Source organism: Acidaminococcus hominis (assembly GCF_022484025.1).
Taxonomy (GTDB): domain Bacteria; phylum Bacillota; class Negativicutes; order Acidaminococcales; family Acidaminococcaceae; genus Acidaminococcus; species Acidaminococcus hominis.
In genome coordinates, this window is the sequence record NZ_JAKVMG010000001.1 from 1,724,316 (window position 1) to 1,750,423 (window position 26,108).

Below are 26,108 nucleotides of genomic sequence, written 5' to 3' on the forward strand. Positions count from 1 at the left end.
CTTGCTTAGAATGTGCCAGATACTTTGTAGATACCAAACTCCCGGTGCCCCAGGGCTTCTGCCTTGGTCAGCTTGCCGTTGCAAACGTCCAGCAGCAGCTGGAAGGTTTCTTCACCGATATCTTTGATGGTTGCGCCTTCGGTAATGATCTTGCCAGCGTTCACATCAATGTTGTCCGGCATATTGTTGTAGGTATCCGTGTTGCCCGTAATCTTGATGACCGGAGCAACGGGGCTGCCCGTAGGCGTGCCGCGGCCGGTGGAGAATACAACTACCGTAGCGCCGCCGGCTACCATGCCGGTAATGGATTCAATATCCTGGCCCGGGGTATCCATGAAATACAGGCCTTTCTTTTCCAGAGGCAGCATTTCGGAATAATCCAGGGCGCCCATGAAGGGAGCTTCCGTCCCTGCTTTGTACATGCAGCCCAGGGATTTTTCTTCGATGGTGGACAGGCCGCCGGCTTTGTTGCCCGGAGTAGGTTGGCCGGTACGCAGATCTTCGCCCAGTTTCAGGGCCCGTTCTTCCACGTTATGCACCATGGTCAGGAATTTTTCCCGCTGATCCGCATCCACAAACCGTTTGGCCAGGATGTGTTCAGCCCCGATAACTTCAGTGGTTTCGCTGAGGATGCTGCTGCCGCCCAGGCTGCACAGCTTATCGGACACATAGCCGATGGAGGGGTTGGAAGCCAGACCGCTGGTGGGGTCAGAACCGCCGCATTCCATGCCCAGAATGATTTCGCTGATGTCCCCTTCGGTCCGTACTTGGGTAGACAGTTTGGCAGCCATGGCGCAGGCAATTTCCCCGCCCCGGGAAATTGCTTTCAGGGTGCCGCCGCAGCCTTGAATGGTAATGGCGTCCACAGGTTTACCCGTAACGGCAATCCGTTTGGCCAGGTCATCAGCCTGAATACCGTCGCAGCCCAGACCTACCACCAGTACAGCGCCTACGTTGGCGTTCATGCCAAAGCCGGCCAAAGTGCGTTCGGTCTGTTCCTGGTCGGAACCGATCTGGCAGCAGCCATGTTCATTGCTTACATACACAGCGCCGGGTACCTGAGCTGCAATTTTGGCAGCCGTATCCGTAGCGCACACGGAGGTGGGCAGAATCAGCAGATGATTCCGTACGCCGAAAGTTCCATTTTCACGTCTATAGCCTAAAATTTTCATGATAGCTCCCCCTGTTCCTTATGCCTTCAAGTCGCCGCGGCCGCGGGTGCTGGCCAGATTGTGTACGTGTACATAATCGCCAGGATGCAGATCCGTCAGGGCTTCCCCAATGATCTGGCCGTATTTGTAGCAGTACTCGCCTTTTTTGATTTCTGCTACTGCCATTTTGTGAAACTTGGGAATGTCGCTGGTGGCCGTGTACTCCTTGCCTTCAAACGTAATGGTTTCGCCCTTGGCAATGGGACGCAGGCAGGTGACCAAATTGTCCTTGCTGTTTACATGAATAACCGCATTCATTCTGATACCCCCTCTGAATTCGGACCTTCGTCCGTTTTGACGTCTTTATTGTAACAAGTGCAGGAAAATGGTTCAAGAATACAAAATCCAAAAATCGTTTAAATCTGAAACATATTTTTAAATTGTTCAGAACATTGTAATTTGCTTGTATATATGTTACATTATGAAACAGGAGGAATCCCTATGAACCATAAAATCCAATTGCTGGCCATTGCGCCCTATGAAGCCCTGAAACATGTAATCCTGGAAACGGCCAAAGAATTTCCCCAGCTCCAGGTTACGGTGGAAGTCGGCACCATTTATGAAGGCGTAGAAAAACTGAAACAGCACCACCTGGAAAACTACGATGCCGTCCTGTCCCGGGGCGGTACCAAAATGGAAGTGGAAAAGAACACCACCCTGCCGGTTTTCGGCATCCCCATTTCCTACTACGACCTGCTCCACATCATCAAGCTGGTGGAACACTACCAGGGGAAGGCCGCCATCCTGTCCTACGAAAATATTGCCAACTCGGCCCGGGTGCTCTGTGACGTATTGCAGCTGCATTTTGACATTTATAATATCGACCAATGGCATAATGCTGCCGAAAAAGTAACCCAGTTAAAGGAAATGGGCTACACTCTGATTATCGGGGACGCCGTATCCGTGGAATATGCGGAGAAACTGGGCATGCAGAATGTCCTGCTGACCTCCGGCCGGGAAAGCGTCCGGGAGGCCCTGACCCAGGTCACCCAGGTTACCACCTATCTGCGCCGGGCCACCGCCGAAAACACCCTGTTCCATGCCGGACTCAGCCGGCAGGGCGTACACCTGCTCTGTTATGACGAAACGGGAGAGCTGCTCTACGACGACCTGCCCAAGAACCTGCACAAACTGCAAACCTTCTGCCGGCGGCTGCTGCCTGCAATCCGCACCGAAGGGGACAAAACCGTGTACCGCAAACTGCCGGAGGGCTTTTTTGAAATCAGGGCCCAGCGCCACCACTATCGGAACGCCCCCTACAGCCTGTTTTTCATCCAGCCCCAGCGCTTCTTTACCCAGTCCGGGACCCCGCCCTATCTAACCTTTTACGAAGCCTCCTCCGGCCACAGTGAGCAGCGGGGCCTGCCCAATTTTTTGCAGATTGTTTCCCCGACCGCCTGGACACAGGCCCTGGAAATGGCCAAAAGCGTCCAGCCCCTGTGCATTACCGGGGCCCCCGGCACAGAAGGGGACATTTTCTGCCAGCAGCTCTACGAAAAAAGCGGCCGCACCCAAACGCCCCTGCTGCAGCTGGACTGCCGGCTGCTGCACCAGGAGGACATTCTCCATTTCTGCACGGACCCCCATTCTCCCTTGTTTTTGGAGCAGGGTTCCCTCTGCTTTAGGAATCTGGAAGGCTTGGCACCGGAGCTATTTACCCTGCTGGTAGATGAACTGGCCGCTGCCCGCTACAGCGCCACCGGCCGGCTGTACTTTCAGCTGACCGGCAGCCCGGAAGATCCTCTGCTCCAGGAAAGGCTTACCGTCCTGAGGGAAACCTTCCGGGTCTTCCACATCCCCCTGCCGTCCCTGGCCCACAAGGAGGACAAAATCCTGAACTACGCCCTGCTCTACCTCCAGCACCACAACCACCTATACGATACCAAACTGGTGGGCATGGATCCTGAGGCTGTAACCCTCCTGTGCCAATACAGCTGGCCCCAAAACACCAGCCAGCTGCGCCAGGTGCTGCGCCGGGCCATTGTACTTTCTACGGAGACGCCCTGGATCCGGGCCCACACCATCCGGCAGCTGCTCCGGCACGAGGAAGAAATCTTCCGGCCATCCCTAAGGCAGCCCCTGCCCCTCCACCAAACCCTGGACCAGCTTATCCAGGCCGTGGTCCAGAAAACCCTGGAAGAAGAAAATATGAACCAAAGTGCCGCAGCAAGGCGGCTGGGCATCAGCCGTACCACCCTGTGGCGGCTGCTCAAAAAGAAAAAGGAATAAAAAAACAGGAGAAACCGGACTTGCGGTTTCTCCTGTTTTATTTTCGGCTTTTAAAATTCCAGTACCGGAGCCAATTCCCCCTGGCAGATTTTCTCCGCCAGCTTGGCGTGAGGCCCGGCCAGCGGCAGGCGCTGCCATTCTTCAGGGCTGAGCCAAAGATATTCCCCCTCCGGCACCTGGCTGCCGTTCAATAGATACCCGGTCATCAGCCAAATCTGGTGGGTAAATACGTGCTTGTGGCTCCACACGGCTGCTTCCGTCCGGCCTCCCAGCAGCTGTTCCAGCCCTGCCTTGGCAGCCGATTCCGCGGCCTCCAGCACCATGGGAAATTCCCACATGGACGCCAGCATGCCCTTTTCCGGCCGCTTGTGCAGCAGGTACCGTCCCTCCTGTTCCCACAGGGCACAGGCTGCATAAAACACCTTCTGGGGGGCTTTTTTGCTTTTGACGGGCAGTTCTTCCTCCCGGCCTTCCGCTCTAGCCTGGCAGACCCCTGTCAGGGGGCAAAGAGAGCAGCGGGGATGCCGGGGAATGCAGACTTCCGCGCCCAGATCCATCATGGCCTCGTTAAAGTCCCCTGGCCGCTCCCCGGGAATGGCCTTTTCAGCCAGCCGGGTCAGGGTATTTTTCCCCGCAGTGCCGGCAATATCCTCGTCCACCCCGTACAGCCGGGCCAGCACCCGCAGCAGATTTCCGTCCACGGCGGGGATTTTCTGCCCGTAGGCCATGGACAGAATGGCCCCTGCAGTATAGGCTCCAATCCCCGGCAGGCTGCGCAGGGCTTTCTCCTCCTGGGGCACCTGTCCCCCGTACTGGACCAGCACCTGCTGGGCCGCCTTGTGCAGGTTCCTGGCCCTGCTGTAGTAGCCCAGCCCCTGCCAGGCCCGAAGCACCTGTTCTTCGCTGGCCTGGGCCAAGGCCTGAAGCGTTGGGAACTGTTGCCGCCAGCGGGCAAAATATTCCTTGACCGCTTCCGTCCGGGTCTGCTGGAGCATGATTTCCGATACCCACACCTGGTAGGGATCCCGGGGGCTCTTTTCCCGCCAGGGCAAGTCCCGCCGGTTCTGGTCAAACCAGGTCAGCAGCAGCTGGGGCCAGTTACTTGCCGGGGTCAAGATGAACCTCCGCATACACGTCATGGATTACGTGGTTGCAGTCCTCGTCAAACTGCACCGTGCCCCGGAGCTGTTTTCCCTGAAGCAGCAGAGGCAGCCAGCGTTTATCCGCTTCCCACATCTCCTCATAGGGCAGATCCTTCACCGCAAACCACCGGGGCTCCATTTCTTCCGTTGCCCGGACCTGCCCCTGCCAACGGCGGACAAAGTACACCATGCCCACATGGGACCAGTTTCCATCAGAAGGCTGGTCAAAATAAATATCCCCCACCAGCTCCAGATCCTCCGGGCGGACCGTAAGTCCGCTTTCTTCCCACAGTTCCCGGACGGCACACTGCCGCAGGGTTTCCCCCGGTTCAAGCTTGCCCCCGAAACCGTTCCATTTGTTCACGCCCATGCCCCGCTTCTTCCGGCCCAGCAGTACCCGGCCCTGGGCATCAATGGGGTAAACCAAAGAAGTATCCCGCATACCCGCCTCCTACTCCGTCAGCAGCGTTTTCACCAACGCTGCAAGAAAGGCAAACCGGGGTTCCAGGCTGGAAATCAGCCCGTATTCCGTAACGGCGTGGCCATCTCCCCCAATAGGACCCATCCCGTCAATGGTGGGAATGCCCAGGGCAGAGGTAAAGTTGCCGTCACTGCCGCCCCCGGCTGCCTGCCAGTGGAAACGCAGCCCCAGATGCCCAGCCACCTGCTCCGCCTGCCGGCAGAAAGCCAGGGATTTTTCCGTAGGCAGCATGGGAGGCCGGGCTACCCCGCCGTCCACGTCCACCTTCACCCGACTGTCAAAGGGAGCAGCCTGCAGCTGCCGCAGGGCCTTGTCAATTCTCTCCCCCTCTGCCAGGGTCTTGATCCGCACATCCAGGACACAGGTGCATTCTGCCGCCAGCACATTGGCTGCAGTGCCGCCGTTCACCAAGCCAATATTCACCGTGGTGCCTGCTTCTGGGCTGGCCAAAGCTATAATTTTTTCTCCCCAGCGGATAAATTCGTTAATGGCACTGGCGCCTTTGTCCGGGTTTACCCCCGCATGGGAAGCAATTCCGTGGAAGGTCAGCCGGTACTTGGCAATGCCCTTCCGTTCGTTGACCAGATCCCCATTGGGCCGGGCCGATTCCATAATCAGTGCATGGTCCGCCTTTTGGGCTTCCCGCTCTATAATAGGCCGGGAAAACCGGGAGCTGATCTCTTCGTCCGGGTTAAACAGCAGGCAGACACTGCCCTTGGCCTTTTCCGCGCTGAGCAGCTCCGCCAGATATACCATGAACAGGTCCCCGCATTTCATATCCGAAGCCCCAGGACCCTTAAACTTGTCCCCTTCCGTAGAAAACGGCCGCTGGGCCGCCGTGCCCGGGGGGAATACCGTATCCATATGGCCCAAAAGAATTACATCATAGTGGTCCTCCCGACCCCATACCGCCTTCAGACAGGGTCCCACTTCCTCCCCAACGGGAATCAGGGTCGTTTGCCAGCCCGCCTTGTCCAAGCGGTTTTGCAGCCAGGCCGCCACCTTGGCCGTTCCTTCCGGATACCGGCTAAAAGACTCCAGACCCACCAGCTCCGCCAAATCCGCCAAATATTGCGTTACATCCAGTGCCATCGCTTTGCTCCTTTACAAAAAAGTACCCTGCAGGAAACTCCTGCAGGGCAAGGTTTTACTACTGCAGTTCTCACTGCATTATACCATATGAACAAAAATCTTACCGAGCGGTCATCAAGGCCGCTTCTTTTAGAAATTCCCGCTGCTTGGCCAACGCTCCTTCCGCTTCTGTCAGTGTCACCAATTTAAAGCGGAGCTTTTCTCCCGGGCGCAGCTGGGCCAGCCGGGGCAGATCTGCTTGAACTACCTGGCCAATTTTCGGATAGCCCCCGGTGGTTTGCCGGTCCGCCATCAGGATGATGGGATTCCCGTCCGCCGGTACCTGGATGGACCCGAAGGTTACCGGTTCAGAAATCAGGGACTTGCCCTTTTCCTTGTAGGTAAGAGGTTCTTCCCCGGACAGCCGGTACCCCATCCGGTCCGATTGGGGCGTAATGGTGTAAGGCCGGCCAAAGAAGATGTTGTAACTCTCTTCCGTAAACCAGTCGTACTGTAGCCCTTCCGCTACCCGAATGGGGCCAGGCTCCAGTACGCCTCCATTAGGGAGGGACCAGCCCATACTGGAGAAGGCCTTGCCTCCCTGTTTGGAAAGCTCTGCGGCAAAGGCTTTTTGGCTTTCCATCAGCGCTCCCACCGCCAGCTCTTCTCCGTCCTTTAAGGGTGCGCCTCCGACTCCGCCCAGCTTAGCCCGCAGGTAGGTGCTTTTGCTGCCCATAACCAGGGGCACGTCAAAGCCCCCAGCTACGGTAAGATAACCACGGGTTCCCGTTTTTGCCATGCCAAAAAGCAGGGTGCTGTCTTCTTTTACATAAATGGCCCGGTTCATAGGCACGGGCACACCGCCCAGTTTGGCCTGGAGGTCAGCACCCGTCAGGGCAAAGACCAGCCCTGCCGGCAGCTTTAGTACGGGCCCGCCCATGGTCATTTCCAGAGCCCCTTCCCCCGGCTTGTTCTGCACCAGTAGATTGCCCAATTCCAGGGACAAGGAGTCCATGGCTCCGCTGACCAGTACCCCATATTTTTGGTAGCCATACCGCCCCAGATCCTGCAAGGTCGTCAAAGGGCCGCCTTTCTTCACAAGAATGTTCATTGTACGGCATCTCCCTTCTCTTTGGCTGCAATTTCCGCATATTCTTCCGGCGTGATGCTATAGAATTCCACCTTGTCCCCAGCCTTAAGCACACTGGGATGCTCCGGATCCTGAGGCCGAAACAGTTCTAGGGGCGTCCGGCCAATCAGCTGCCACCCACCAGGGGTTTCCAACGGGTAAGCCCCGGTCTGGGTACCGGCAATACCTACTGTCCCTTTGGGAATTACCAGTCTGGGCGTATCTCGGCGAGGGGTGGCAATGGCTTCCGGCAATCCCCCAATGTAGGGGAAACCGGGAGCAAAACCAATCATGTACACCAGGTAGTCACCGCTGGTATGGATTTTCACCACTTCGTCCGGCGTCATATGGTGGTATTCCGCCACATAGTCCAGGTCCGGCCCGAATTCCCCGCCGTAGCAGACAGGAATCTGCACCTTTTCGGTTTCTCCGCTGGTCGTCAGCACCAGCTGGTCCAATAAATTCCGTACCCATTTGGCAGCCTCCCGAAAGCCCTTGGACAGCACCGGGTCTTCCGGCAGGTCTGATTGGGAAGCCAGCACCAGAGGATTATAAAAAATAGTCACGCCCGTATAGGACGCTTCAAACTCATAAATACCTGGAAAGGGATTCTCTTCCAGGGCTTGGGTCAAGGCCCGGGAGCAGTTCAGCAACTCCGGGGCAATCACATCCCCAAAAGAAACCATCAAGGCAGCTTCCCCCACCGGGAGAATTTTTGCCGCTGCCAAAAATTCTTCAGCCTTGGTCATAACCGTACGGCCTCCTTATTTAAACAGGGTAGGAAACATCTTCAGCACCGTATTGGCAGCCATGTACAACATCACCAAAAATACCAACCAGCCAGAAACAATCAAAACCTTGGGGTGCTGATAATTTCCCACAATTTTCTTGTTCCGGGCAGCCAAAAGCAGGGAGCCCAAAACGATAGGCAGGATCAGCCCGTTCAGGGCGCCTACCACCACCAATACCGTTACCGGACGGCCAATGAAAGCAAAAATGGCAGCAGAGAAAACGATAAAGGCAATAATCAAATACCGGTAGTTCCGGTTCAGAGATTCACTGAAGGTACGAATGAAAGAAACTGACGTATAAGCGCAGCCAATTACAGAAGTAATGGCAGCGGACCACATGACAATACCAAAGATTTTATAGCCCACATCCCCTACCGCCAGTTGGAATACGGAAGCCGGGGGATTGGCAGGATCCAGTTTGAAGCCGTGGCTGATAACCCCCAAGGCTGCCAGAAACAGAAAAATCCGCATCAGGCTGGTAATACCGATACCCATAAGAGAGCTCCGGTTCACTTCCGGCAGGTTTTCTTCCCCGCAGATGCCTGCGTCCAGCAGACGATGGCCGCCAGAGAAAGTAATATAGCCGCCTACACTGCCCCCTACCAGGGTTACAATAGCCATCAGGTCAATATGGCTGGGAGCAAAGGTTTCCTTAATAGCTTCCCCTACAGGAGGGTTGGAAATCACCGCCACATAAATGGTCAGGAGCACCATCACGGCCCCAGCAATTTGGGCAAACTTGTCCATCAAATTCCCGGCTTCTTTGCTCAGGAAGATGAAGATGGCCAAAGCACCGCTAATGAGAGCACCTGCGATAGGACTGATGCCAAAGAGCACGTTAAGCCCCAGCCCTGCACCCCCCAGATTGCCGATGTTAAAAGCCAGACCGCCGGCAACCACCAGGGCAGAAACAAAGTACCCCAGGCCTGGGAACACCATATTGGCAATATCCTGTCCAGGTTTTTTGGCTACGGCAATAATGCGCCAGGCATTCAGCTGGGCAATGGCATCAATGATGATCATGGCCAGGATGGCAAAGCCGAAGCTGGCTCCCAATTGGCCGGTAAAAACGGTGGTCTGGGTCAAAAAGCCCGGTCCAATGGCCGAAGTGGCCATCAGAAACGCTGCCCCCAGCAATACGCTCAGGTTAGATTCTTTTTTCATGGTAAGTTCCCCTCATTTGGTCTTGTCTGATCTCTCTATTTTTCTTTATTTTTATAAAATGCTCAAATCAGCGTTCAATACATCCGTAATGAACATGTGGCCCGGTGCATGGGTAATCATGAAATCGGGCTTTACAGCCATGGCTACGGTCTGGGGGGTTACCCCGCAGGGCCAGAACACCGGTACTTCCCCTTCGTATATGGTAGAAGGATCACCGAAATCCGGTTTGGCAATATCCTTGATGCCAATGGCTGCCGGGTCTCCAAAATGGATGGGCGCCCCATGAACATTGGGCATCCGGCTGGTAACCTGAATGGCCCGGATGGCTGCCTTGGGCGTCATGGGCCGCATAGAAACTACCATAGGACCATGGAACACGCCGGCTGGGGTGCAGGGAATATTGGTAATGTACATGGGCACGTTATGGTCTTCCGTAATATGCCGTACATCCAGGCCTGCATCCAGCATGGGACCTTCGAAGGAAAAGCTGCAGCCCAGCAGGAAGGCCACCAAGTCATCCCGCCAATATCCATCCAGATTGGTAACTTCAGCTGCCAGCTGCCCTTTCTTGTAAATCCGGTACTTGGGAATGTCATACCGCAGATCCGCTCCCGGAGCCACCGCTTTGGGTTCCGGACTGCCCACTTCCGTTACGTCCAAAACGGGACAGGGCTTGGGATTGCGGGTAGTAAACAGCAGAAAATCAAAAGCCAGTTCTTTGGGCAGGATTACCAGGTTGGCTTGGGCATACCCCTTGCACATGCCGCTGGTAAAATAGTCAATCTTGCCTTCCCGAATCAATTGGCGAACTGCTTGGGGTTTCATGGCACTATAGTCCATTGTCATCCTTCCTTTCCGTATGGGAACTTATCTCAGGAACGTACCAGCAGCGGCAATTTCTACGCCATTCTCAGCCAATGCCTTACGGATTTTCTGGGTGAACTGCAGCGCTTTTGGTCCATCTCCATGAACACAAATGGTATCAGCCTTTACAGGAATCACCTTGCCGCTAAGGGTGGTTACCTTCTTATCCAGTACCATGGACAGCACCTGGGCAATGGATTTGTCTTCATCGGTAATCATGGCACCGGGCTGGGTCCGAGGCGTCAGGGAGCCGTCTTCCTGGTAGCTTCTGTCCGCAAATACTTCGGAAGCCACTACCAGACCTACCTTTTCCCCTGCCTTGACACTTTCGCTGCCAGCCAGGGCATAGAGAATAATTTCCGGGTCTACATCATAGATGGCTTGGGCAATGGCTTCTGCCAGTTTGGGATCCTTGGCAGCCATATTGTACATGGCCCCATGGGGCTTTACATGCTGCAGTTTGGTGCCATGGGTCTTGGCAAAAGCGGACAAAGCCCCTACCTGATATACTACCATAGCGTACACATCAGCCGGAGACACAGCCATTTTCCGGCGGCCAAAGCCTACCAGGTCCGGATACCCAGGATGGGCTCCCAGAGCCACGCCGCTTTTCACAGCCAGGTCCACGGTCTTTTTCATCACGGACGGATCACTGGCATGGAAGCCGCAGGCAATATTGGCGGACGTAACCAAAGGCAGCACCTCTTCATCCAAGCCAATCTTGTAGGCACCAAAGCTTTCACCCAAGTCAGAATTCAAATCGATTTTCATTCCAGATTCCCCCTAACTCAATTTTTGCATGCAGCCAACTCTACAAACAATAAAACTTCTACGAACGTTAAACATTGTACTGTATATATCGTTCGATTCATTTCACTTCACATATTTTTCACATTATACTGTATATATTATCATAAATCGTTTCGTTAGTTACATTTTCCTTACATTTTATTCTTCTTTGTGGTATACTTATTCATGCAATGAGTATTCTCAGTGATGTAAATCCGATTGCTGAGGATGCTCTTTTTTTATTTGTTTTCAAGGAGTGATCTGGTATGCCCCAATCTCGCAAAGAAGAAATTATTTTTACCTGTATGATGGCTTTTGGCATGGTGCTTTGCATGTCCTGCTACAATTCCGTCTGGTTTGTCGGCTTTTCCGGTAATTGGGTGGCCTTGGCTCTGCACAACCTGTCCCGGGAATACTGGCTGGCCCTGCCGGTGGCCTATTTCATCGGTACGCCCATTTCCCACCGCCTGACCCTGCGGTTCTGGCCCTGGAAGCAAAAGTACTTTCCCATTGGCATGGGGATTTTTACGCCCCTGGTGATGGTTCCCCTGATGACCACCCTAATCCACCTGCTGCTGTTTCAGATTTCTGATCCAGCCGTAATCATTCCGGCGTATGGCCGGAATTACCTGGCAGCCATTCCCTTTCAGCTTCTGCTAGTTGGCCCCCTGGTCCGGTTCTTCTTCCGGAAACTGGTAGCCGAACGGAGACAGGAAGTTTCTGCTGATACTACCGCTCAGGAAAGCAGCTTGGAATAACGCCAAAAAAGAAATACCCCCAAGGACTGGTTAGCTAACCAGTCCTTGGGGGTATTTTTATACATTTTGTAAGGCGTTTTCTTTACGATAGGTCATCAGTGCCGCTTCTTTTAGAAATTCCCGCTGCTTGGCCAACGCTTCTTCCGCTTCTGTCAGCGTCACCAATTTAAAGCGGATTTTTTCTCCCGGACGCAGTTGGGCCAGCCGGGGCAGATCTGCCTGAACCACCTGGCCAATTTTCAGATAGCCCCCGGTGGTCTGCCGGTCCGCCATTAAGATGATGGGATTTCCGTCCGCCGGCACCTGGATGGAGCCAGAGGTTACTGGTTCAGAAATCAGAGACTTGCCCTTTTCCTTGTAGGTAAGAGGCTCTTCCCCGGACAGCCGGTACCCCATCCGGTCCGATTGGGGCGTAATGGTGTAGGGCCGGCCAAAAAAGATATGGTAACTCTCTTCTGTAAACCAGTCATACTGAAGCCCTTCCGCTACCCGAATGGGGCCAGGTTTCAACACGCCTCCATTAGGGAGGGACCAGCCCATACTGGAGAAGGCCTTGCCTCCCTGTTTGGAAAGCTCTGCGGCAAAGGCTTTTTGGCTTTCCGTCAGCGCTCCCACCGTTAGCTCTTCTCCGTCCTTTAAGGGTGCGCCTCCGACTCCGCCCAGTTTGGCCCGCAGGTAGGTGCTTTTGCTGCCCATAACCAGGGGCACGTCAAAGCCCCCAGCTACGGTAAGATAACCACGGGTTCCCGTTTTTGCCATGCCAAAAAGCAGGGTGCTGTCTTCTTTTACATAAATGGCCCGGTTCATAGGCACGGGCACACCGCCCAGTTTGGCCTGGAGGTCAGCACCCGTCAGGGCAAAGACCAGCCCTGCCGGCAGCTTTAGTACGGGCCCGCCCATGGTCATTTCCAGAGCCCCTTCCCCCGGCTTGTTCTGCACCAGTAGATTGCCCAATTCCAGGGACAAGGAGTCCATGGCTCCGCTGACCAGTACTCCATATTTTTGGTAGCCATACCGCCCCAGATCCTGCAGGGTCGTCAAAGGGCCGCCTTTCTTCACAAGGATGTTCATTGTACGGCATCTCCCTTCTCTTTGGCTGCAATCTCGGCATACTCTTCCGGCGTAATGCTGTAAAATTCAATTCTATCCCCTGCCTGGAGCACACTGGGATGCTCCGGATCCTGAGGCCGAAACAGTTCTAGGGGCGTCCGGCCAATCAACTGCCACCCACCAGGGGTTTCCAACGGGTAAGCCCCGGTCTGGGTACCGGCAATACCTACTGTCCCTTTGGGAATTACCAGTCTGGGCGTATCTCGGCGAGGGGTGGCAATGGCTTCCGGCAATCCCCCAATGTAGGGGAAACCGGGAGCAAAACCAATCATGTACACCAGATAATCACCGCTAGTGTGAATTTTCACCACTTCTTCCGGCGTCATATGGTGGTACTCTGCCACATACTCCAGGTCCGGTCCAAATTCCCCGCCGTAGCAGACAGGAATCCGCACCTTTTCTGTTTCAGCAGCTTCGCTGATTTCCAGTTTTTTTAATCTCTTTTTTAATTCCATAGCTGCTTCCCGGTAGCCCTTGGACAGCACCGGATCCTCGGGCAACTGGGATTTCTGGGCCAGAACCAGGGGATCATAAAAAATGGTCACCCCCGTATAGGAAGCTTCAAATTCCTGGATACCCGGGAAGGGGTCCTCTTCCAGTGCCTTTACCAAAGCCCGGGCACAGCGCAGCAATTCCGGGTTGATGACATTTCCAAAAGACACCATAATGGCCGCCTCTCCCACAGGATGAATTTGGGCAGCCTGTAAATAGTCTTCTGCTTTATTCATGGCCTTCACTCCTTATCCCAAAAGCTGGGGCAGCATATGCAGCACGGTCTGCACGCCCATATACAGCATTACTACAAAGACAATCCAACCTGTGATAATCAACAGCTGAGAATGGTGATATTCTCCCACAATTTTCTTATTCCGGGCAGCCAGCAGCAGGGAGCCCAGGATAATGGGCAAAATCAATCCGTTCAGGGCACCTACTACTACCAGCACGGTAACCGGCCGTCCAATAAAGGAAAACACAAAGGACGATACCAGGATAAACGCAATAATCAAGTAGCGATGGTATTTTTCCAAAGTAGGGCTGAAGGTCCGGATAAAGGAAACGGAGGTGTAGGCACAGCCCACTACAGAAGTAATGGCAGCTGACCACATGACAATCCCGAAGATTTTATACCCTACATCCCCTACCGCCAACTGGAAAACAGAAGCCGGCGGGTTGGCAGGATCCAGGGTAAAGCCCTGGGCAATAACCCCCAAAGTAGCTAGGAACAGCAAAATCCGCATCAAGCTGGTAATACCAATGCCCATGAGAGAGCTGCGGTTTACCTGGTCCATATTTTCCACCCCGGAAATCCCCGCATCCAGCAGCCGATGGCCGCCGGCAAAGGTAATATAGCCGCCCACGCTGCCCCCAACCAAGGTCACAATGGACATCACGTCTATGGTATCCGGCATTACGGTCTTGGAAATGGCCAGTCCCAGAGGCGGATGGGATGTAAAGGCTACGTAGATGGTCAGCAATACCATCAGTCCCCCTACACACTGGGCAAATTTGTCCATGAGACTGCCAGCTTCCTTATTCAGGAAAATAAACACGGCAATTACTGTACTGATTAAAGCTCCTGCCACCGGAGAAATGCCAAACAGCACGTTAAGCCCCAGGCCAGCCCCACCAATATTGCCAATATTAAAGGCCAAGCCCCCGGCTACCACCAGTGCGGACACAAAATACCCCAATCCCGGCAGCACCAGGTTGGCAATATCCTGCCCTGGCTTTTTGGCTGCGGCAATAATGCGCCAAACGTTCAGTTGGGTAATGGCATGAATAATGATGGTAGCCAAAATCACGAAGCCGAAGCTGGCTCCCAATCTTCCCGTAAATACAGTGGTTTGGGTTAAAAAACCGGGCCCGATGGCAGAAGTAGCCATCAAAAAAGCAGCCCCAAGCAGAACACTCAAATTCGACTCTTTCATAACTAGGTTTCCTCCATTTCACGATTGGGTCAAAATTTAGAATGCAAACGGGTATTCCTTGGCTGCAAACCACCTTTAGCGCAGGAACGTACCAGCAGCGGCAATTTCTACGCCATTCTCAGCCAATGCCTTACGGATTTTCTGGGTGAACTGCAGCGCTTTTGGTCCATCCCCATGGACACAAATGGTATCAGCCTTTACAGGAATCACCTTGCCGCTAAGGGTGGTTACCTTCTTATCCAGTACCATGGACAGCACCTGGGCAATGGATTTGTCTTCATCGGTAATCATGGCACCGGGCTGGGTCCGGGGCGTCAGGGAGCCATCTTCCTGGTAGCTTCTGTCCGCAAATACTTCGGAAGCCACTACCAGACCTACCTTTTCCCCTGCCTTGACGCTTTCGCTGCCAGCCAGGGCATAGAGAATGATTTCCGGGTCTACATCATAGATGGCTTGGGCAATGGCTTCTGCCAGTTTGGGATCCTTGGCAGCCATATTGTACATGGCCCCATGGGGCTTTACATGCTGCAGTTTGGTGCCATGGGTCTTGGCAAAAGCGGACAAAGCCCCTACCTGATATACTACCATAGCGTACACATCAGCCGGAGACACAGCCATTTTCCGGCGGCCAAAGCCTACCAGGTCCGGATACCCAGGATGGGCTCCCAGAGCCACGCCGCTTTTCACAGCTAGGTCCACGGTCTTTTTCATCACGGACGGATCACTGGCATGGAAGCCGCAGGCAATATTGGCGGACGTAACCAGAGGCAGCACCTCTTCATCCAAGCCAATCTTGTAGGCACCAAAGCTTTCACCCAAGTCGGAATTCAAATCGATTTTCATACCAATCCCTCCTAATTTGTATTTTGTATATAATATCCAGTATCAGTATATCGTATAAATCGACATTGATTCATTCAAATATTTCATGTATTCTGTTTGCTTTCTGATTTAATGAAATAACAAGTTAGTTCCAAATCCATTGTTTTACTTTTTTACATTTTTACAAACAAAAAGCAGGCCAAGCTGCGCTGCTTGGCCTGCTGCCTTTTTAGCTTATTTAACCATACGTACCAGTTCCATCAGACCCTTCACCACAATAGCAAAGAGTATCAATGCCCGGGTGCGGTCCTTTACGTCAAATTTCGTCTTGGGCCGGTGGCAAAACTCCACAAAACCCCGCCATTTCTGTCCCAAAGTGGGTTTTTGCTGCGCTGTCATGGCATCACTCGTAGCGCAGGGCATCAATGGGATCCAGAAGGGCTGCCTTCTTGGCTGGGTACAGTCCAAAGAACAGGCCAATACCCACGGAGAAGAGAACGGAGATTACAATGGCAAGCCCCGAAATCACCACTTTCCACCCAATCACATGGGCTACAATGGAGGATACAATAACCCCCAGGATCATGCCCGTGGTTCCGCCAGTGACCCCGATAACCATGGATTCCACCAGGAACTGGAGGAGGATATCCTTGTAGGTGGCCCCCAGGGCTTTCCGTATGCCGATTTCCCTGGTCCGTTCGGTAACCGAAACCAGCATGATATTCATAATCCCGATGCCGCCTACCAAAAGGCTGATAGCAGCCACAATGGCCAGCAGCAGGGTAATGGACCCTGTGGTTTCCTGGGCAGTCTTGATGATTTCCGCCAGGTTTCGGACGGTAAAGTCATCGTCCTCCCCATTCTTGATCTTGTGCCGGGTCCGCAGCAGGGTAATTACATCGGATTGGACCTGATTGATGGTATTTTCATTTTCGCACTGGATGGTAATATTCCGGACGCTGGTAAGACCCATCAGTCTCTGCATAGCCGTGGTCAGGGGGATGAATACCACATCATCCTGATCCTGGCCCATGGAAGACTGGCCCTTGGCTCCCATTACCCCAATCACCTGGAAAGGAGCTTTGTTGATCCGCACCAGCTGGCCTACGGCATTGCCGTCAGGATACAGGTTGTCCGCCACGGTTTTCCCAATAACGCACACCCGGTCCCGGCTGCTCATTTCCCGTTCCGTAAACATCCGGCCATCTGCAATGGTATAGTTGCGGATTTCGATGATGTTGGGGGTATACCCCTGTACCGAGGTATTCCAGTTCTGGTTGCCGGCAACCAGCTGGTAGCTGCTCTGCACGCCAGGAGCCACATACTTGATACCGTCCACGTTTTTCTCAATGGCCTTGGCATCTTCATAGGTCAGCTTGGCGCCGCTGCCGCTGGCAATCCGCTGGCCATTGGCCGTCCGGCCGCCGCTCATGACAATCAGCAGGTTGCTGCCCATACTGCTGATGTTCTCCTTGACCTGTTCCTGCATGCCCAGGCCCAGGGACACCATGGCAATCACCGAGCCAACCCCGATGATAATACCCAGCATGGTAAGAAAGGTTCTCAGCTTATTGGACACCATACCTTCCAGTGCCATTTTCACACATTCTCGAAACACCTTTCTACCCCTTCCGTTCGTCTTGGATCAAACAGCCATCCCGCATGGTCAGGATCCGCTGGGTCATTGCCGCCAGTTCCGGTTCATGGGTAACCATGATAACCGTTTTGCCGTCATGGTTCAGCTGTTCAAAAATATCAATGATTTCCAAGGTTGATTTTGTGTCCAGGTTGCCGGTGGGTTCGTCGGCCATAATAATGGCCGGGTTGTTGATCAGGGCCCGGGCAATGGCCACCCGCTGCCGCTGGCCGCCGCTCATCTCGTTGGGCTTGTGGTACAGCCGCTTGCCCAGCCCCACCGCTTCCAGGGCTTTTTCCGCCCGCTCCGTCCGCTCCGCCAGCTTGACCCCGGCGTAGATCAGGGGCAGGGCTACATTTTCCACGGCCGTCAGCCGGGACAGCAGGTTGAAACTCTGAAACACAAAGCCAATCCGCTGGTTCCGGGTTCGGGCCAATTCATCGTCCGAGTATTTGGCAATGTCCTTGCCTTCCAGCAGATAATGGCCGGAAGTGGGACGGTCCAGGCAGCCCAGGATATTCATCATGGTGGATTTGCCGCTGCCCGAAGGGCCTACAATGGAAGTGAATTTGCTCTGCTCAAACTTCACAGAAACGTGATTCAGGGCCATAACCACTGTGTCGCCCATGGCGTAGCTTTTTACAATGTCCTGCAATTCGATTACATCCATTCCCGTCTGCCTCCTTTCCCTTACATGGGAGGACCCATCCGCTTGTTGCTGGTGGAGGTTGCCGACGTGGTTCTCACCAGCAGCTCATCCCCCGGCTGAAGATCGCCTTCTACGGCAATCCGGTCTTCCCCGGTAAGCAGTACCTTTACCGGCACATCCTTGCTGGTGTTGGTCTTCTTGTCGTAGACCTGAACGTAATTTTTCCCGTCCTTGGTCCGCAGGCATTTGCTGGAAATGGTCAGGGCATCCTGCACCTGGTCAACAATGACGTTGGCCCGGGCAGTCATGGTGGGCAGCAGCTTGCCTTCCGTATTTTCTACATCCACGTAGCAGGTGTAGTAGTTTACGTTGTTGGTAGTGGTAGCACTGCGGCTGACCAAAGAAATAATCCCTTCAAAGGTGGTATCCGGGTAGGCATCTACCGTAAATTCCACCTTTTGGCCCACCTTGATCTGGCCAATATCGGATTCGTCCACCATCAGATAGATCTGCATCTTGTCCAGGGTGGCTACGGTCATCAGTACCTGAGGCGTAGAAATACCGGAGGATACCGTCTGGCCTACAGGCGTCGGTTTGCCAATGACAGAACCATCAATAGGCGTAGAGATTACTGTATCGTTTACATTGGAGGTTGCCTGTTCATATTCGGCCTTGGCCACCAGATAATCGGCTTCCGCGGTATCAAATACGCTTTGGGCAATGGCCCCCTGTTCCAGCAGCTGCTGGTCACGGCGGTAGGTCACTTCCTTATCCGCCAGGGTGGCCCGCTTCATTTCCTGGGTGGCCTTTAAAGAAGTATCATCCAGTTTTACCAAGGGCTGGCCTGCCGTTACGTGCTGGTTTTCCTTTACGTACACCTGCACAATACGGCCGGTAATTTTGGAGTTGATTTCTACGCTGTCCACAGCGTTCAGGGCACCGGTGGCAGAAATGGTTTTCCGCACGTCGCCCCGGGTTACGGCATCCGTCCGGGTAGCCGCCACCGTTTCCTCCAATTTTTTATTCTGGTAGTACTTATAGCCGCCCAGGCCGGCGATGATCAGCACCACCAGCACAATCAGCAGCGTTTTGTACTTTCGTAGTTTGTCCACACTCTCCCCTGCTTTCTTCGCTAAAGTTCTTCCACGACTTCCGTTTCCATAATACACCCTCTTTGTGAAGGTTTCATGAAAACTCAGCCCCGTACCTGCCCATTCCCATTAATCAGGTACTTGGTGGTAGTCAGTTCCGGCAGGCCCATAGGTCCCCGGGCGTGGAGTTTCTGGGTGCTGATGCCGATTTCCGCCCCGAAACCGAATTCAAAGCCATCGGTAAACCGGGTGGAAGCATTCACATACACCGCCGCTGCGTCCACCAGCAATTGGAATTTCCGGGCGTTTTCGTAGTTTTCCGTGACAATGGCTTCAGAATGGCCAGTGCCGTAGCGGCGAATATGGGCCACCGCTTCTTCCAGGCTGTCCACCACTTTGACGCTGAGCCGCAGGTCCCCATACTCCGTAGCCCAATCTTCTTCCGAAGCAGGCTGCACCTCTGCGCTGTAGCTTTGGGTCTTGGCGTCGCCCAAAATGGTCACCCGGGCCTTTTTGTAGGCCTCCAGCATGGCCGGCATAAAGGTATCGGCAATGTTTTTGTGCACCAGCAGGGTTTCCATGGCGTTGCAGGTGGAAGGCCGGTTCACCTTGGCATTCAGGGCAATATTTACGGCCATGGGAATCTGGGCGTATTCGTCCACATAGGTATGGCAGACCCCGGCACCGGTTTCAATCACCGGTACGGAGGCGTTGCGCACCACGCTTTGGATTAGCCCGGCGCCGCCCCGGGGAATCACCACATCCACCAGACCGTTCAGATGAATCAGTTCCGTTACGGCATCCCGTTCCGGCACGTTCACAAATTGGATGGCACCCTTGGGCAGGCCCACCTTTTCCCCGGCAGCAATCAGCACATCGCTGACCGCCTTGTTGGAATGGAGGGCTTCCCGGCCGCCCTTCAGGATTACGGCGTTGCCGCTTTTCACGCACAGGGCAATGGCGTCCGCCGTTACATTGGGCCGGGCTTCGTAAATGATGCCAATAACCCCCAAAGGCACGGTGATTTTGGTCAGGGTAAGGCCGTTGGGCAGCATGGAACCGCTGAGGATTTTCCCCACCGGATCCGGCAGCGCCGTTACCTGGCGGATGCCCTTGGCCATTTGTACCAAACGGTCGTGGGTCAACAGCAGCCGGTCCAGCAGGGAGTCCTTCAAGCCCCCGGCTTTTCCCTTCTCCATATCCAGCTGGTTGGCTTTCAAAATAACTTCTTCCTGCTCCAGCAGGCTGTCAGCCATGGCCAGCAAAATATCATTTTTCACCTTCGTATTGAGAATTCCCAGGGTCACTTCTGCGTCTTTGGCAGCAGCAGCCTGTTCCCGTACCAACCCTTCCTTATACATGGCGCACCTCCTTACAAGATCACCAGGTTATCCCGGTGAATCGCTTCATCATAGTGTTTGGCTCCCAGAATATTGGCAATTTCCTCGGACTTGGCACCCTTGATCTGTTCCAGTTCCTCGGAGCTGTAGAAAGTCAGCCCCCGGGCCAGCTCGTGATGCTCCTTGTCCTTGACGCTGACCGTCACGCCGCTTTCAAAATTGCCTTCCACGGCGGTAATGCCCACCGGCAGAATGCTGCAGCTGCCCTTTTCCCGGATGACCTTGGCCAGGCCGTCATCCACAATCAGGGAACCGCAGATCTTGGCCCCAAAGGCCAGCCACTGGTTCCGGAACCGCAGATGGTTTTCCCGGGGAACAAACAGGGTCCCCACTTCGTCGCCCCGGACAATTTTCCGGAGGATTTCCGGGTCTTCCCCGGAAGCGATAATCAAATAGATGCCGGAGCTCATAGCCGTTTTGGCAGCCTGGAGCTTGGTCAGCATACCGCCGGTAGCGTTTTTGGAACCTACGCCTCCAGCTGTAGCTTCGATTTCCGGCGTCACCTTTTCCACTTCGTGGACCATCTGGGCGTCCGGATGGGTTTTGGGGTTTGCCGTGTACAGGCCGTCAATATCCGACAGCAGAATGTCCAAATCCGCATCGGCCATACTGGCCACCAGGGCGGACATATTGTCGTTGTCCCCGATTTTCATTTCATCCACCGCCACCACGTCATTTTCATTGACAATGGGAATCACGCCCCATTTGATCAGTTCCTGGAACGTATTCCGGGAATTGGAGTAGCGATGCCGGTCGATGGTGTCAATCCGGGTCAAAAGGACCTGGGCCACCACTTGACTGTATTCCGCGAAAAGACGCTCGTAAATGTTCATCAGGATGCCTTGGCCTACGGCAGCGCAGGCCTGCTTGCCCGGCAGGTCCGAGGGCTTTTCTTTAAGGCCCAGCCGGCCTACCCCGGCTGCTCCGGCGCCGGAAGATACCAGAATCATTTCCTTGCCCTGATTCTGCAAATCCGTCATCACCCGTGCCAGTTTCTCAATCTTCTCGTAGTTGATTTTCCCGTTGGGATACGTAATGGTGCTGCTCCCTACTTTCACAACAATCCGTTTGACGTCCTTTAGTTTATCCCGGTTCATACAATCACCCACCCATCTAGATAGTTATATAAAATTATTGCACTAGCAAACTCACTGGGGTTGATAATCAAAGACCATATCGCCGATGCGTACGGTCTGACCTTCCTGAATGCCCTTCTCCTTCAGGGCCTGCTCGATGTCCAGGCGCCGCCAAATCAGCTGGAAGCGGTACACCGCTTCGTCGTTGTCGAAATTGGTCATGGCCACCAGGCGCTCGATGTTCTTGCCTTTTACCTCAAAATCAGCATCTTCCACATTATTGGTAATGATTTCAAAGGAATCCGGATCTGCTTCCTTCAGCGGTCCGATTTCCAGGATTTCTTCTTCCTGAGGGGCATGCTTCAGCATATCGTAGGCTTTCCACATCAGTTCCTTCAGGCCTTGGCCCGTAGCGGCAGACACCTTCATAATGGGATAACCGGCCTTCGTTACATATTCTTCCAGCCGCTTATAGTTTTCTTCCGCATCCGGCAGGTCCATTTTATTGGCTACCACCAGTTGGGGCCGCTTGGCCAGCTTTTCGCTGTACAGGGCCAGTTCTTCGTTGATTTTCTTGAAGTCTTCCACCGGGTCCCGGCCTTCGCAGCCGCTGGTGTCCACAATGTGGAGGATAACCCGGGTCCGTTCAATATGCCGGAGGAAATCGTGGCCCAGGCCCACGCCCTGGGAGGCCCCTTCAATCAGGCCCGGCAGGTCGGCCAGCACAAAGCTGTTTTCTGCATCCAGCCGGACCACGCCCAGTACCGGGGTCAGGGTGGTAAAATGGTACGCAGCAATTTCCGGCCGTGCGGCGGAAACCCGTGCCACAATACTGGACTTGCCCACGCTGGGGTAGCCTACCATGCCCACATCGGCCAGCATTTTCAGTTCCAGCCGCAGCCAGGTTTTGGTTCCCGGCTCGCCCTTTTCCGCAAAGGTTACCCCCTGCTTGGTGCTGGTCACATAGCAAGCATTGCCCTTGCCGCCCCGGCCGCCCCGGGCTGCTACAAATTCATCCCCGGGATGCGCCAAATCCGCCAGGGCTGCGCCTGTAGCGTCATCAATTACCACCGTGCCCAGGGGCACCTTGATTTTGATATTTTCAGCCTTATGCCCGGTGCAGTTTTTGGCAGCACCATTGCCGCCCCGCTCCGCCACAAATTTCCGTTTGTACCGGAAATCCACCAGCGTATTCAGGTCCTTGTCGGCCACCAGAATCACCGAACCGCCCCGGCCGCCATTGCCCCCATCGGGACCGCCGCAGGCCACATATTTTTCTCTGCGGAAGCTGGAGGCACCATCGCCGCCAGAACCCGCTTCCACGTAAATTCTTGCCTTATCCGTAAACAGCATTTTACACCTTTGCCTTTCCTCAAAACACAAAACATACAATATAGATTAATATCTCATTTTACCATATCCAAGACGTTTCTACACGCCAATAATAACAATTCGCTTCTATATCATAGACTTTTTACAAATACTTGTGAGTTTTGCCCCTGCTCCCCCCTCCCAAAAAATTCTTTGAGAAAGTTTTAAAAAAATGTTGACAAGAAACCCAAAAACCGCTATACTAGTCCTTGTTCAGTTATGACTCCGTAGCTCAGCTGGATAGAGCGTTTGGCTACGAACCAAAAGGTCGAGTGTTCGAATCACTCCGGGGCCACCATTTGAATATTGAATCCGCAGGAGCTTCCTGCGGATTTTTTATTTGTGTAAAACATTCTCTATTTTAGTAAAATTTCCTGATTTTGTATTGTATTTTACACTTTAAAACGGTACAATGAGGCCATTACGCTCCCTGCATACAAGGAATCCTCCGAGTATTAAGGCGGTGAATCGACCCGTTCTTTTCGCATGCCTATTTGGCATGCTTTTTTTATGGAAGAACCCGGTGAGCAGAACAGGAAAGAAGGAAATTATCATGACAAACATCCCCTACAATCCCCATTCTACCCAGGCAGAAGAATTCATCAACCACCAGGAAATCCTGGACTCCCTGACCTATGCCGACAGCCACAAGGAGGACAAGGCCTACTGCCTGTCCCTGGTGGAAAAAGCGGCCCAAATGCAGGGGCTGACCCACCGGGAAGCAGCCACCCTGCTGAGCTGTGAGGCTCCTGAAGTGACCGAAGCCATTTACGACCTGGCCCGGAAAATCAAGGACAAAATCTACGGTCAGCGCATTGTCCTGTTTGCTCCCCTATACCTGTCCAACTACTGCGTCAACGGCTGTGTGTACTGCCCCTATCATGCCAAGAACAAGCACATCGCCCGGAAAAAACTGAGCCAGCAAGAAATCATCAGGGAAGTCACGGCCCTCCAGGATATGGGACACAAACGTCTGGCCCTGGAAGCCGGGGAAGATCCGGTAAACAACCCCATTGAATACATTCTGGAGTGCATCCGCACCATCTACAGCATCAAGCACAAAAATGGCGCCATCCGCCGGGTAAATGTGAATATCGCAGCCACCACCGTGGAAAACTACCGGAAGCTCAAGGAAGCCGGTATCGGCACCTACATCCTGTTCCAGGAAACGTACCACAAGGAAAACTACGAAAAACTCCATCCCCAGGGCCCCAAGCATGATTATGCCTACCATACGGAAGCCATGGACCGGGCCATGACCGGAGGCATTGACGATGTGGGCGTAGGCGTTTTGTTCGGTCTCAATATGTACCGCTACGACTTTGTAGGCCTCCTGATGCATAAGGAACACCTGGAAGCCAACTTTGGTGTAGGCCCCCACACCATCAGTGTGCCCCGGATCCGTCCGGCAGACGACATCTCTGTCCAGTCCTTCCCCGATGCCATTGACGACCAGCTATTCAAGAAAATCGTGGCCATCCTGCGGATTACCGTGCCCTACACCGGCATCATCGTTTCCACCCGAGAATCGGCAGCCACCCGGAAAGCTGTGCTGGACGTAGGCGTTTCCCAGATCAGCGGCGGTTCCCGCACCAGTGTAGGCGGCTACGCTGAAGAAGGGGAAGAAGAGGATTCCTCCCAATTTGAAGTCAATGACAACCGGACCCTGGACCAGGTCATCAACTGGCTCCTGTCCGATGGGTATATTCCCAGCTTCTGCACCGCCTGCTACCGGGCCGGTCGTACCGGGGACCGGTTCATGGCCCTGGCCAAAACCGGAGAAATCTCCAACTGCTGCCAGCCCAATGCCCTTCTGACCCTCCGGGAATACCTGGACGATTACGCGTCCCCGGACACCCGGGCAAAAGCCCTGGAAGCCATCCAAAAGGAGCTGGAACACATTCCCAGCGCCGTGGTCCGTGCCACCTGTGAAGGGTACCTGGAAAAGATTGACCAGGGGGAAAGAGATTTCCGTTTTTGATATAATTGTTACAAATTTATAATTTTTTTCCATATTTTTCCCTGTAAAAACGCTTTTTTCTTGTATTCTCTCCCGTAACACATTAATATTAAGATATAAAAGTATTGAATGGGGGTATGATTATGGATATGAAGAAAAAAGCAGCTATGGCTGCCGCCGCAGGGATGATTGCTCTGTCTACCTTGGGTACTGCAGTACCGGCTTTTGCCGCTCCGGCAGATTTTACTGATTTGGTCACCGAAAAACAGGCCGCCGTCAATTCCGCCGCTGCCGTAGTGCCTTCCGCTGCCATTCTTACCAGCGCCAAGACCGGCGAAAATGCCTTTGAAATGGAATTCCTGGATCCCAACACGCTGCAGCGCTTCCATGTAACTGTGGACCGTGCCACCGATAAGGTTGCCAAGGTGGTTATCGATTCCTCCAATTACCCTGGTTCCGTAACAGTCAGCAAGACGGAAGCCGATGCCAAGGCTACCATCCTGCAAACCTATCCGGATGCTACCGACATTGTGGTTACGTCCGTGAAAGACAGCTCCAGCGGTACGCCTTTTGTGGTGTACAAGGCTACCTTCAAGACCAAGGAATTTACCGGTACGGCCCTGCTGAACCCGGCTACCTGCCTGATTGGCCATCAGGAATTGGTATACTAAGCACAAACCCGAAAACAGGTACTGCCCGTTGCGCAGTACCTGTTTTTTCTCACCCTTCTTCACAGTTTCTTGACAGTTTCAAATCTTTTCACATTCTTTTAGGCTCCAACTGTTTCCCTTCTATTGACAAGGGTCCCGCCTATCCGATACGATACTATTGTAAATAAGTCTTTTGGCACCCTAAAAAACCTAGAAATGAGGAATATCCATGAAAAAAGTATTGATTGGCATCTTGGTTGTGCTCTTGCTCTGTGCAGGCTGGATCTTCGGCTCCTACAACGGCCTGGTTTCCGCCAACGAAAACGTCAACGGCAAATGGAGCCAGGTAGAAACACAGCTGCAGCGCCGTTCTGACCTGATTCCCAACCTGGTAAATACCGTCAAGGGCTATTCCGCCCACGAAAGCCAGGTCTTTACGGATGTGGCCAACGCCCGGGCCAAACTGGCCGGTGCCCAGAATGTTGCCGATACGGCCCAAGCCAGCGGTGAACTGTCTAGTGCCCTGACCCGGCTGCTAGCCCTCCAGGAAAACTATCCCAACCTGAAAGCCAACACCAACTTCCTCCAGCTCCAGGATGAGCTGGCCGGCACGGAAAACCGCCTGGCAGTAGCCCGGAAGGACTACAACGATGCAGCCCAGGCCTACAATGCCAAAATCAAAAGCTTCCCTACGGTCATCATCGCCAATATGATGGGCTTTACGTCCCGGTCCTATTTCCAGGCCGACCAAAACGCCCAGGCGGCTCCCCAGGTGAAGTTCTAAGC

At 53.8% G+C, this 26,108-nt stretch carries 26 protein-coding genes and 1 tRNA gene; 6 read left to right on the forward strand and 21 right to left on the reverse strand.

Annotated features, from left to right (window positions below):
• Positions 1-5: 5 nt before the first annotated feature.
• Together LKE88_RS07650 and LKE88_RS07655 are read right to left on the reverse strand one after the other, a co-directional pair.
• Complete coding sequence (locus LKE88_RS07650) at positions 6-1,172, reverse strand: UxaA family hydrolase (protein WP_276803241.1); 1,167 nt, start codon at positions 1,170-1,172, stop codon at positions 6-8.
• A gap of 18 nt (positions 1,173-1,190) precedes the next feature.
• Positions 1,191-1,469, reverse strand: coding sequence for a UxaA family hydrolase (locus LKE88_RS07655; protein ID WP_276803243.1), 279 nt, complete (start codon positions 1,467-1,469; stop codon positions 1,191-1,193).
• A 183-nt stretch (positions 1,470-1,652) separates the two neighbouring features.
• On the opposite strand from LKE88_RS07655, the gene LKE88_RS07660 reads away from it, so the two are divergent.
• A complete protein-coding gene (locus LKE88_RS07660) occupies positions 1,653-3,440 on the forward strand; it encodes a sigma-54-dependent Fis family transcriptional regulator (protein ID WP_158572307.1) in 1,788 nt (595 codons plus the stop codon).
• Positions 3,441-3,490: 50 nt separating this feature from the next.
• Here the strand turns inward: LKE88_RS07660 and mutY are convergent, their stop codons facing one another.
• From mutY to LKE88_RS07700, 8 genes are all read right to left on the reverse strand, one after another.
• The gene (gene mutY, locus LKE88_RS07665) at positions 3,491-4,555 is read right to left on the reverse strand and encodes an A/G-specific adenine glycosylase (RefSeq protein WP_231086955.1); all 1,065 of its coding nucleotides are present in this window, start codon (positions 4,553-4,555) and stop codon (positions 3,491-3,493) included.
• The gene (locus LKE88_RS07670; protein WP_105326345.1) at positions 4,539-5,024 is read right to left on the reverse strand and encodes an 8-oxo-dGTP diphosphatase; all 486 of its coding nucleotides are present in this window, start codon (positions 5,022-5,024) and stop codon (positions 4,539-4,541) included. The genes mutY and LKE88_RS07670 overlap by 17 nt, the downstream gene beginning before the upstream one ends.
• A gap of 9 nt (positions 5,025-5,033) precedes the next feature.
• Positions 5,034-6,155: a M20 family metallopeptidase gene (locus LKE88_RS07675; RefSeq protein ID WP_231086953.1), complete on the reverse strand. Its 1,122-nt coding sequence runs from the start codon at positions 6,153-6,155 to the stop codon at positions 5,034-5,036.
• Between the two features lie 100 nt (positions 6,156-6,255).
• The gene (locus tag LKE88_RS07680; protein WP_105326346.1) at positions 6,256-7,245 is read right to left on the reverse strand and encodes a 5-oxoprolinase subunit C family protein; all 990 of its coding nucleotides are present in this window, start codon (positions 7,243-7,245) and stop codon (positions 6,256-6,258) included.
• A complete protein-coding gene (gene pxpB / locus LKE88_RS07685; RefSeq protein WP_276803247.1) occupies positions 7,242-8,012 on the reverse strand; it encodes a 5-oxoprolinase subunit PxpB in 771 nt (256 codons plus the stop codon). The genes LKE88_RS07680 and pxpB (LKE88_RS07685) overlap by 4 nt, the downstream gene beginning before the upstream one ends.
• Positions 8,013-8,027: 15 nt before the next feature.
• Complete coding sequence (locus LKE88_RS07690; protein ID WP_105327521.1) at positions 8,028-9,218, reverse strand: NRAMP family divalent metal transporter; 1,191 nt, start codon at positions 9,216-9,218, stop codon at positions 8,028-8,030.
• 51 nt (positions 9,219-9,269) lie between these two features.
• A complete protein-coding gene (locus LKE88_RS07695; RefSeq protein ID WP_423767610.1) occupies positions 9,270-10,058 on the reverse strand; it encodes a putative hydro-lyase in 789 nt (262 codons plus the stop codon).
• Between the two features lie 27 nt (positions 10,059-10,085).
• On the reverse strand, positions 10,086-10,853 hold the full coding sequence (locus LKE88_RS07700; RefSeq protein WP_276803249.1) for a LamB/YcsF family protein: 768 nt from the start codon (positions 10,851-10,853) through the stop codon (positions 10,086-10,088).
• A gap of 284 nt (positions 10,854-11,137) precedes the next feature.
• On the opposite strand from LKE88_RS07700, the gene LKE88_RS07705 reads away from it, so the two are divergent.
• A complete protein-coding gene (locus tag LKE88_RS07705; protein ID WP_118287294.1) occupies positions 11,138-11,629 on the forward strand; it encodes a DUF2798 domain-containing protein in 492 nt (163 codons plus the stop codon).
• A 57-nt stretch (positions 11,630-11,686) separates the two neighbouring features.
• Here the strand turns inward: LKE88_RS07705 and LKE88_RS07710 are convergent, their stop codons facing one another.
• From LKE88_RS07710 to obgE, 11 genes are all read right to left on the reverse strand, one after another.
• Positions 11,687-12,700: a 5-oxoprolinase subunit C family protein gene (locus LKE88_RS07710; protein WP_276803252.1), complete on the reverse strand. Its 1,014-nt coding sequence runs from the start codon at positions 12,698-12,700 to the stop codon at positions 11,687-11,689.
• Positions 12,697-13,467 (reverse strand): 5-oxoprolinase subunit PxpB, encoded by a 771-nt coding sequence (pxpB, locus tag LKE88_RS07715; RefSeq protein WP_105326347.1) that lies wholly within the window; start codon positions 13,465-13,467, stop codon positions 12,697-12,699. The genes LKE88_RS07710 and pxpB (LKE88_RS07715) overlap by 4 nt, the downstream gene beginning before the upstream one ends.
• Positions 13,468-13,479: 12 nt before the next feature.
• Positions 13,480-14,667 (reverse strand): NRAMP family divalent metal transporter, encoded by a 1,188-nt coding sequence (locus LKE88_RS07720; RefSeq protein WP_105326348.1) that lies wholly within the window; start codon positions 14,665-14,667, stop codon positions 13,480-13,482.
• Positions 14,668-14,742: 75 nt separating this feature from the next.
• A complete protein-coding gene (locus LKE88_RS07725; protein WP_276803249.1) occupies positions 14,743-15,510 on the reverse strand; it encodes a LamB/YcsF family protein in 768 nt (255 codons plus the stop codon).
• 213 nt (positions 15,511-15,723) lie between these two features.
• Complete coding sequence (locus tag LKE88_RS07730) at positions 15,724-15,888, reverse strand: hypothetical protein (protein WP_160101835.1); 165 nt, start codon at positions 15,886-15,888, stop codon at positions 15,724-15,726.
• A gap of 4 nt (positions 15,889-15,892) precedes the next feature.
• Positions 15,893-17,107, reverse strand: coding sequence for an ABC transporter permease (locus LKE88_RS07735; protein WP_118287093.1), 1,215 nt, complete (start codon positions 17,105-17,107; stop codon positions 15,893-15,895).
• A 4-nt stretch (positions 17,108-17,111) separates the two neighbouring features.
• Positions 17,112-17,795 (reverse strand): ABC transporter ATP-binding protein, encoded by a 684-nt coding sequence (locus tag LKE88_RS07740; protein WP_105326352.1) that lies wholly within the window; start codon positions 17,793-17,795, stop codon positions 17,112-17,114.
• Positions 17,796-17,815: 20 nt separating this feature from the next.
• Entirely contained in the window at positions 17,816-18,886 is a 1,071-nt protein-coding gene (locus tag LKE88_RS07745; RefSeq protein ID WP_118287094.1) for an efflux RND transporter periplasmic adaptor subunit, read from the reverse strand.
• Positions 18,887-18,969: 83 nt separating this feature from the next.
• A complete protein-coding gene (locus LKE88_RS07750; protein ID WP_105326354.1) occupies positions 18,970-20,226 on the reverse strand; it encodes a glutamate-5-semialdehyde dehydrogenase in 1,257 nt (418 codons plus the stop codon).
• 11 nt (positions 20,227-20,237) lie between these two features.
• On the reverse strand, positions 20,238-21,362 hold the full coding sequence (proB, locus tag LKE88_RS07755; protein WP_105326355.1) for a glutamate 5-kinase: 1,125 nt from the start codon (positions 21,360-21,362) through the stop codon (positions 20,238-20,240).
• Between the two features lie 51 nt (positions 21,363-21,413).
• Positions 21,414-22,694 carry a GTPase ObgE gene (gene obgE, locus LKE88_RS07760; RefSeq protein ID WP_276803257.1) on the reverse strand — a complete coding sequence of 427 codons (1,281 nt, stop codon included), beginning with the start codon at positions 22,692-22,694 and terminating at the stop codon, positions 21,414-21,416.
• A gap of 239 nt (positions 22,695-22,933) precedes the next feature.
• Here obgE and LKE88_RS07765 point away from each other — a divergent pair.
• The 4 genes from LKE88_RS07765 to LKE88_RS07780 all read left to right on the forward strand — a co-directional run bounded on the left by LKE88_RS07765 (position 22,934) and on the right by LKE88_RS07780 (position 26,106).
• Positions 22,934-23,010: transfer RNA gene (locus LKE88_RS07765), tRNA-Arg, on the forward strand.
• A gap of 255 nt (positions 23,011-23,265) precedes the next feature.
• Positions 23,266-24,693, forward strand: coding sequence for a [FeFe] hydrogenase H-cluster radical SAM maturase HydG (gene hydG, locus LKE88_RS07770; RefSeq protein ID WP_118287095.1), 1,428 nt, complete (start codon positions 23,266-23,268; stop codon positions 24,691-24,693).
• A 122-nt stretch (positions 24,694-24,815) separates the two neighbouring features.
• On the forward strand, positions 24,816-25,343 hold the full coding sequence (locus tag LKE88_RS07775; RefSeq protein ID WP_276803258.1) for a hypothetical protein: 528 nt from the start codon (positions 24,816-24,818) through the stop codon (positions 25,341-25,343).
• Positions 25,344-25,551: 208 nt separating this feature from the next.
• Positions 25,552-26,106: a LemA family protein gene (locus tag LKE88_RS07780; RefSeq protein WP_118287096.1), complete on the forward strand. Its 555-nt coding sequence runs from the start codon at positions 25,552-25,554 to the stop codon at positions 26,104-26,106.
• The last annotated feature ends 2 nt before the right edge of the window (positions 26,107-26,108 follow it).

Coding starts and splice junctions, on each gene's coding strand:
- LKE88_RS07780 (WP_118287096.1), top strand. CDS start 25,552: ATGAAAAAAGTATTGATTGGCATCTTGGTTGTGCTCTTGCTCTGTGCA.
- LKE88_RS07705 (WP_118287294.1), top strand. CDS start 11,138: ATGCCCCAATCTCGCAAAGAAGAAATTATTTTTACCTGTATGATGGCT.
- LKE88_RS07675 (WP_231086953.1), bottom strand. CDS start 6,155: ATGGCACTGGATGTAACGCAATATTTGGCGGATTTGGCGGAGCTGGTG.
- proB (WP_105326355.1), bottom strand. CDS start 21,362: ATGAACCGGGATAAACTAAAGGACGTCAAACGGATTGTTGTGAAAGTA.
- LKE88_RS07750 (WP_105326354.1), bottom strand. CDS start 20,226: ATGTATAAGGAAGGGTTGGTACGGGAACAGGCTGCTGCTGCCAAAGAC.
- obgE (WP_276803257.1), bottom strand. CDS start 22,694: ATGCTGTTTACGGATAAGGCAAGAATTTACGTGGAAGCGGGTTCTGGC.
- LKE88_RS07650 (WP_276803241.1), bottom strand. CDS start 1,172: ATGAAAATTTTAGGCTATAGACGTGAAAATGGAACTTTCGGCGTACGG.
- LKE88_RS07700 (WP_276803249.1), bottom strand. CDS start 10,853: ATGAAAATCGATTTGAATTCTGACTTGGGTGAAAGCTTTGGTGCCTAC.
- LKE88_RS07730 (WP_160101835.1), bottom strand. CDS start 15,888: ATGACAGCGCAGCAAAAACCCACTTTGGGACAGAAATGGCGGGGTTTT.
- hydG (WP_118287095.1), top strand. CDS start 23,266: ATGACAAACATCCCCTACAATCCCCATTCTACCCAGGCAGAAGAATTC.
- LKE88_RS07670 (WP_105326345.1), bottom strand. CDS start 5,024: ATGCGGGATACTTCTTTGGTTTACCCCATTGATGCCCAGGGCCGGGTA.
- pxpB (WP_276803247.1), bottom strand. CDS start 8,012: ATGACCAAGGCTGAAGAATTTTTGGCAGCGGCAAAAATTCTCCCGGTG.
- pxpB (WP_105326347.1), bottom strand. CDS start 13,467: ATGAATAAAGCAGAAGACTATTTACAGGCTGCCCAAATTCATCCTGTG.
- LKE88_RS07660 (WP_158572307.1), top strand. CDS start 1,653: ATGAACCATAAAATCCAATTGCTGGCCATTGCGCCCTATGAAGCCCTG.
- LKE88_RS07690 (WP_105327521.1), bottom strand. CDS start 9,218: ATGAAAAAAGAATCTAACCTGAGCGTATTGCTGGGGGCAGCGTTTCTG.
- LKE88_RS07680 (WP_105326346.1), bottom strand. CDS start 7,245: ATGAACATTCTTGTGAAGAAAGGCGGCCCTTTGACGACCTTGCAGGAT.
- LKE88_RS07710 (WP_276803252.1), bottom strand. CDS start 12,700: ATGAACATCCTTGTGAAGAAAGGCGGCCCTTTGACGACCCTGCAGGAT.
- LKE88_RS07740 (WP_105326352.1), bottom strand. CDS start 17,795: ATGGATGTAATCGAATTGCAGGACATTGTAAAAAGCTACGCCATGGGC.
- LKE88_RS07725 (WP_276803249.1), bottom strand. CDS start 15,510: ATGAAAATCGATTTGAATTCCGACTTGGGTGAAAGCTTTGGTGCCTAC.
- LKE88_RS07775 (WP_276803258.1), top strand. CDS start 24,816: ATGGATATGAAGAAAAAAGCAGCTATGGCTGCCGCCGCAGGGATGATT.
- LKE88_RS07655 (WP_276803243.1), bottom strand. CDS start 1,469: ATGAATGCGGTTATTCATGTAAACAGCAAGGACAATTTGGTCACCTGC.
- LKE88_RS07695 (WP_423767610.1), bottom strand. CDS start 10,058: ATGGACTATAGTGCCATGAAACCCCAAGCAGTTCGCCAATTGATTCGG.
- LKE88_RS07720 (WP_105326348.1), bottom strand. CDS start 14,667: ATGAAAGAGTCGAATTTGAGTGTTCTGCTTGGGGCTGCTTTTTTGATG.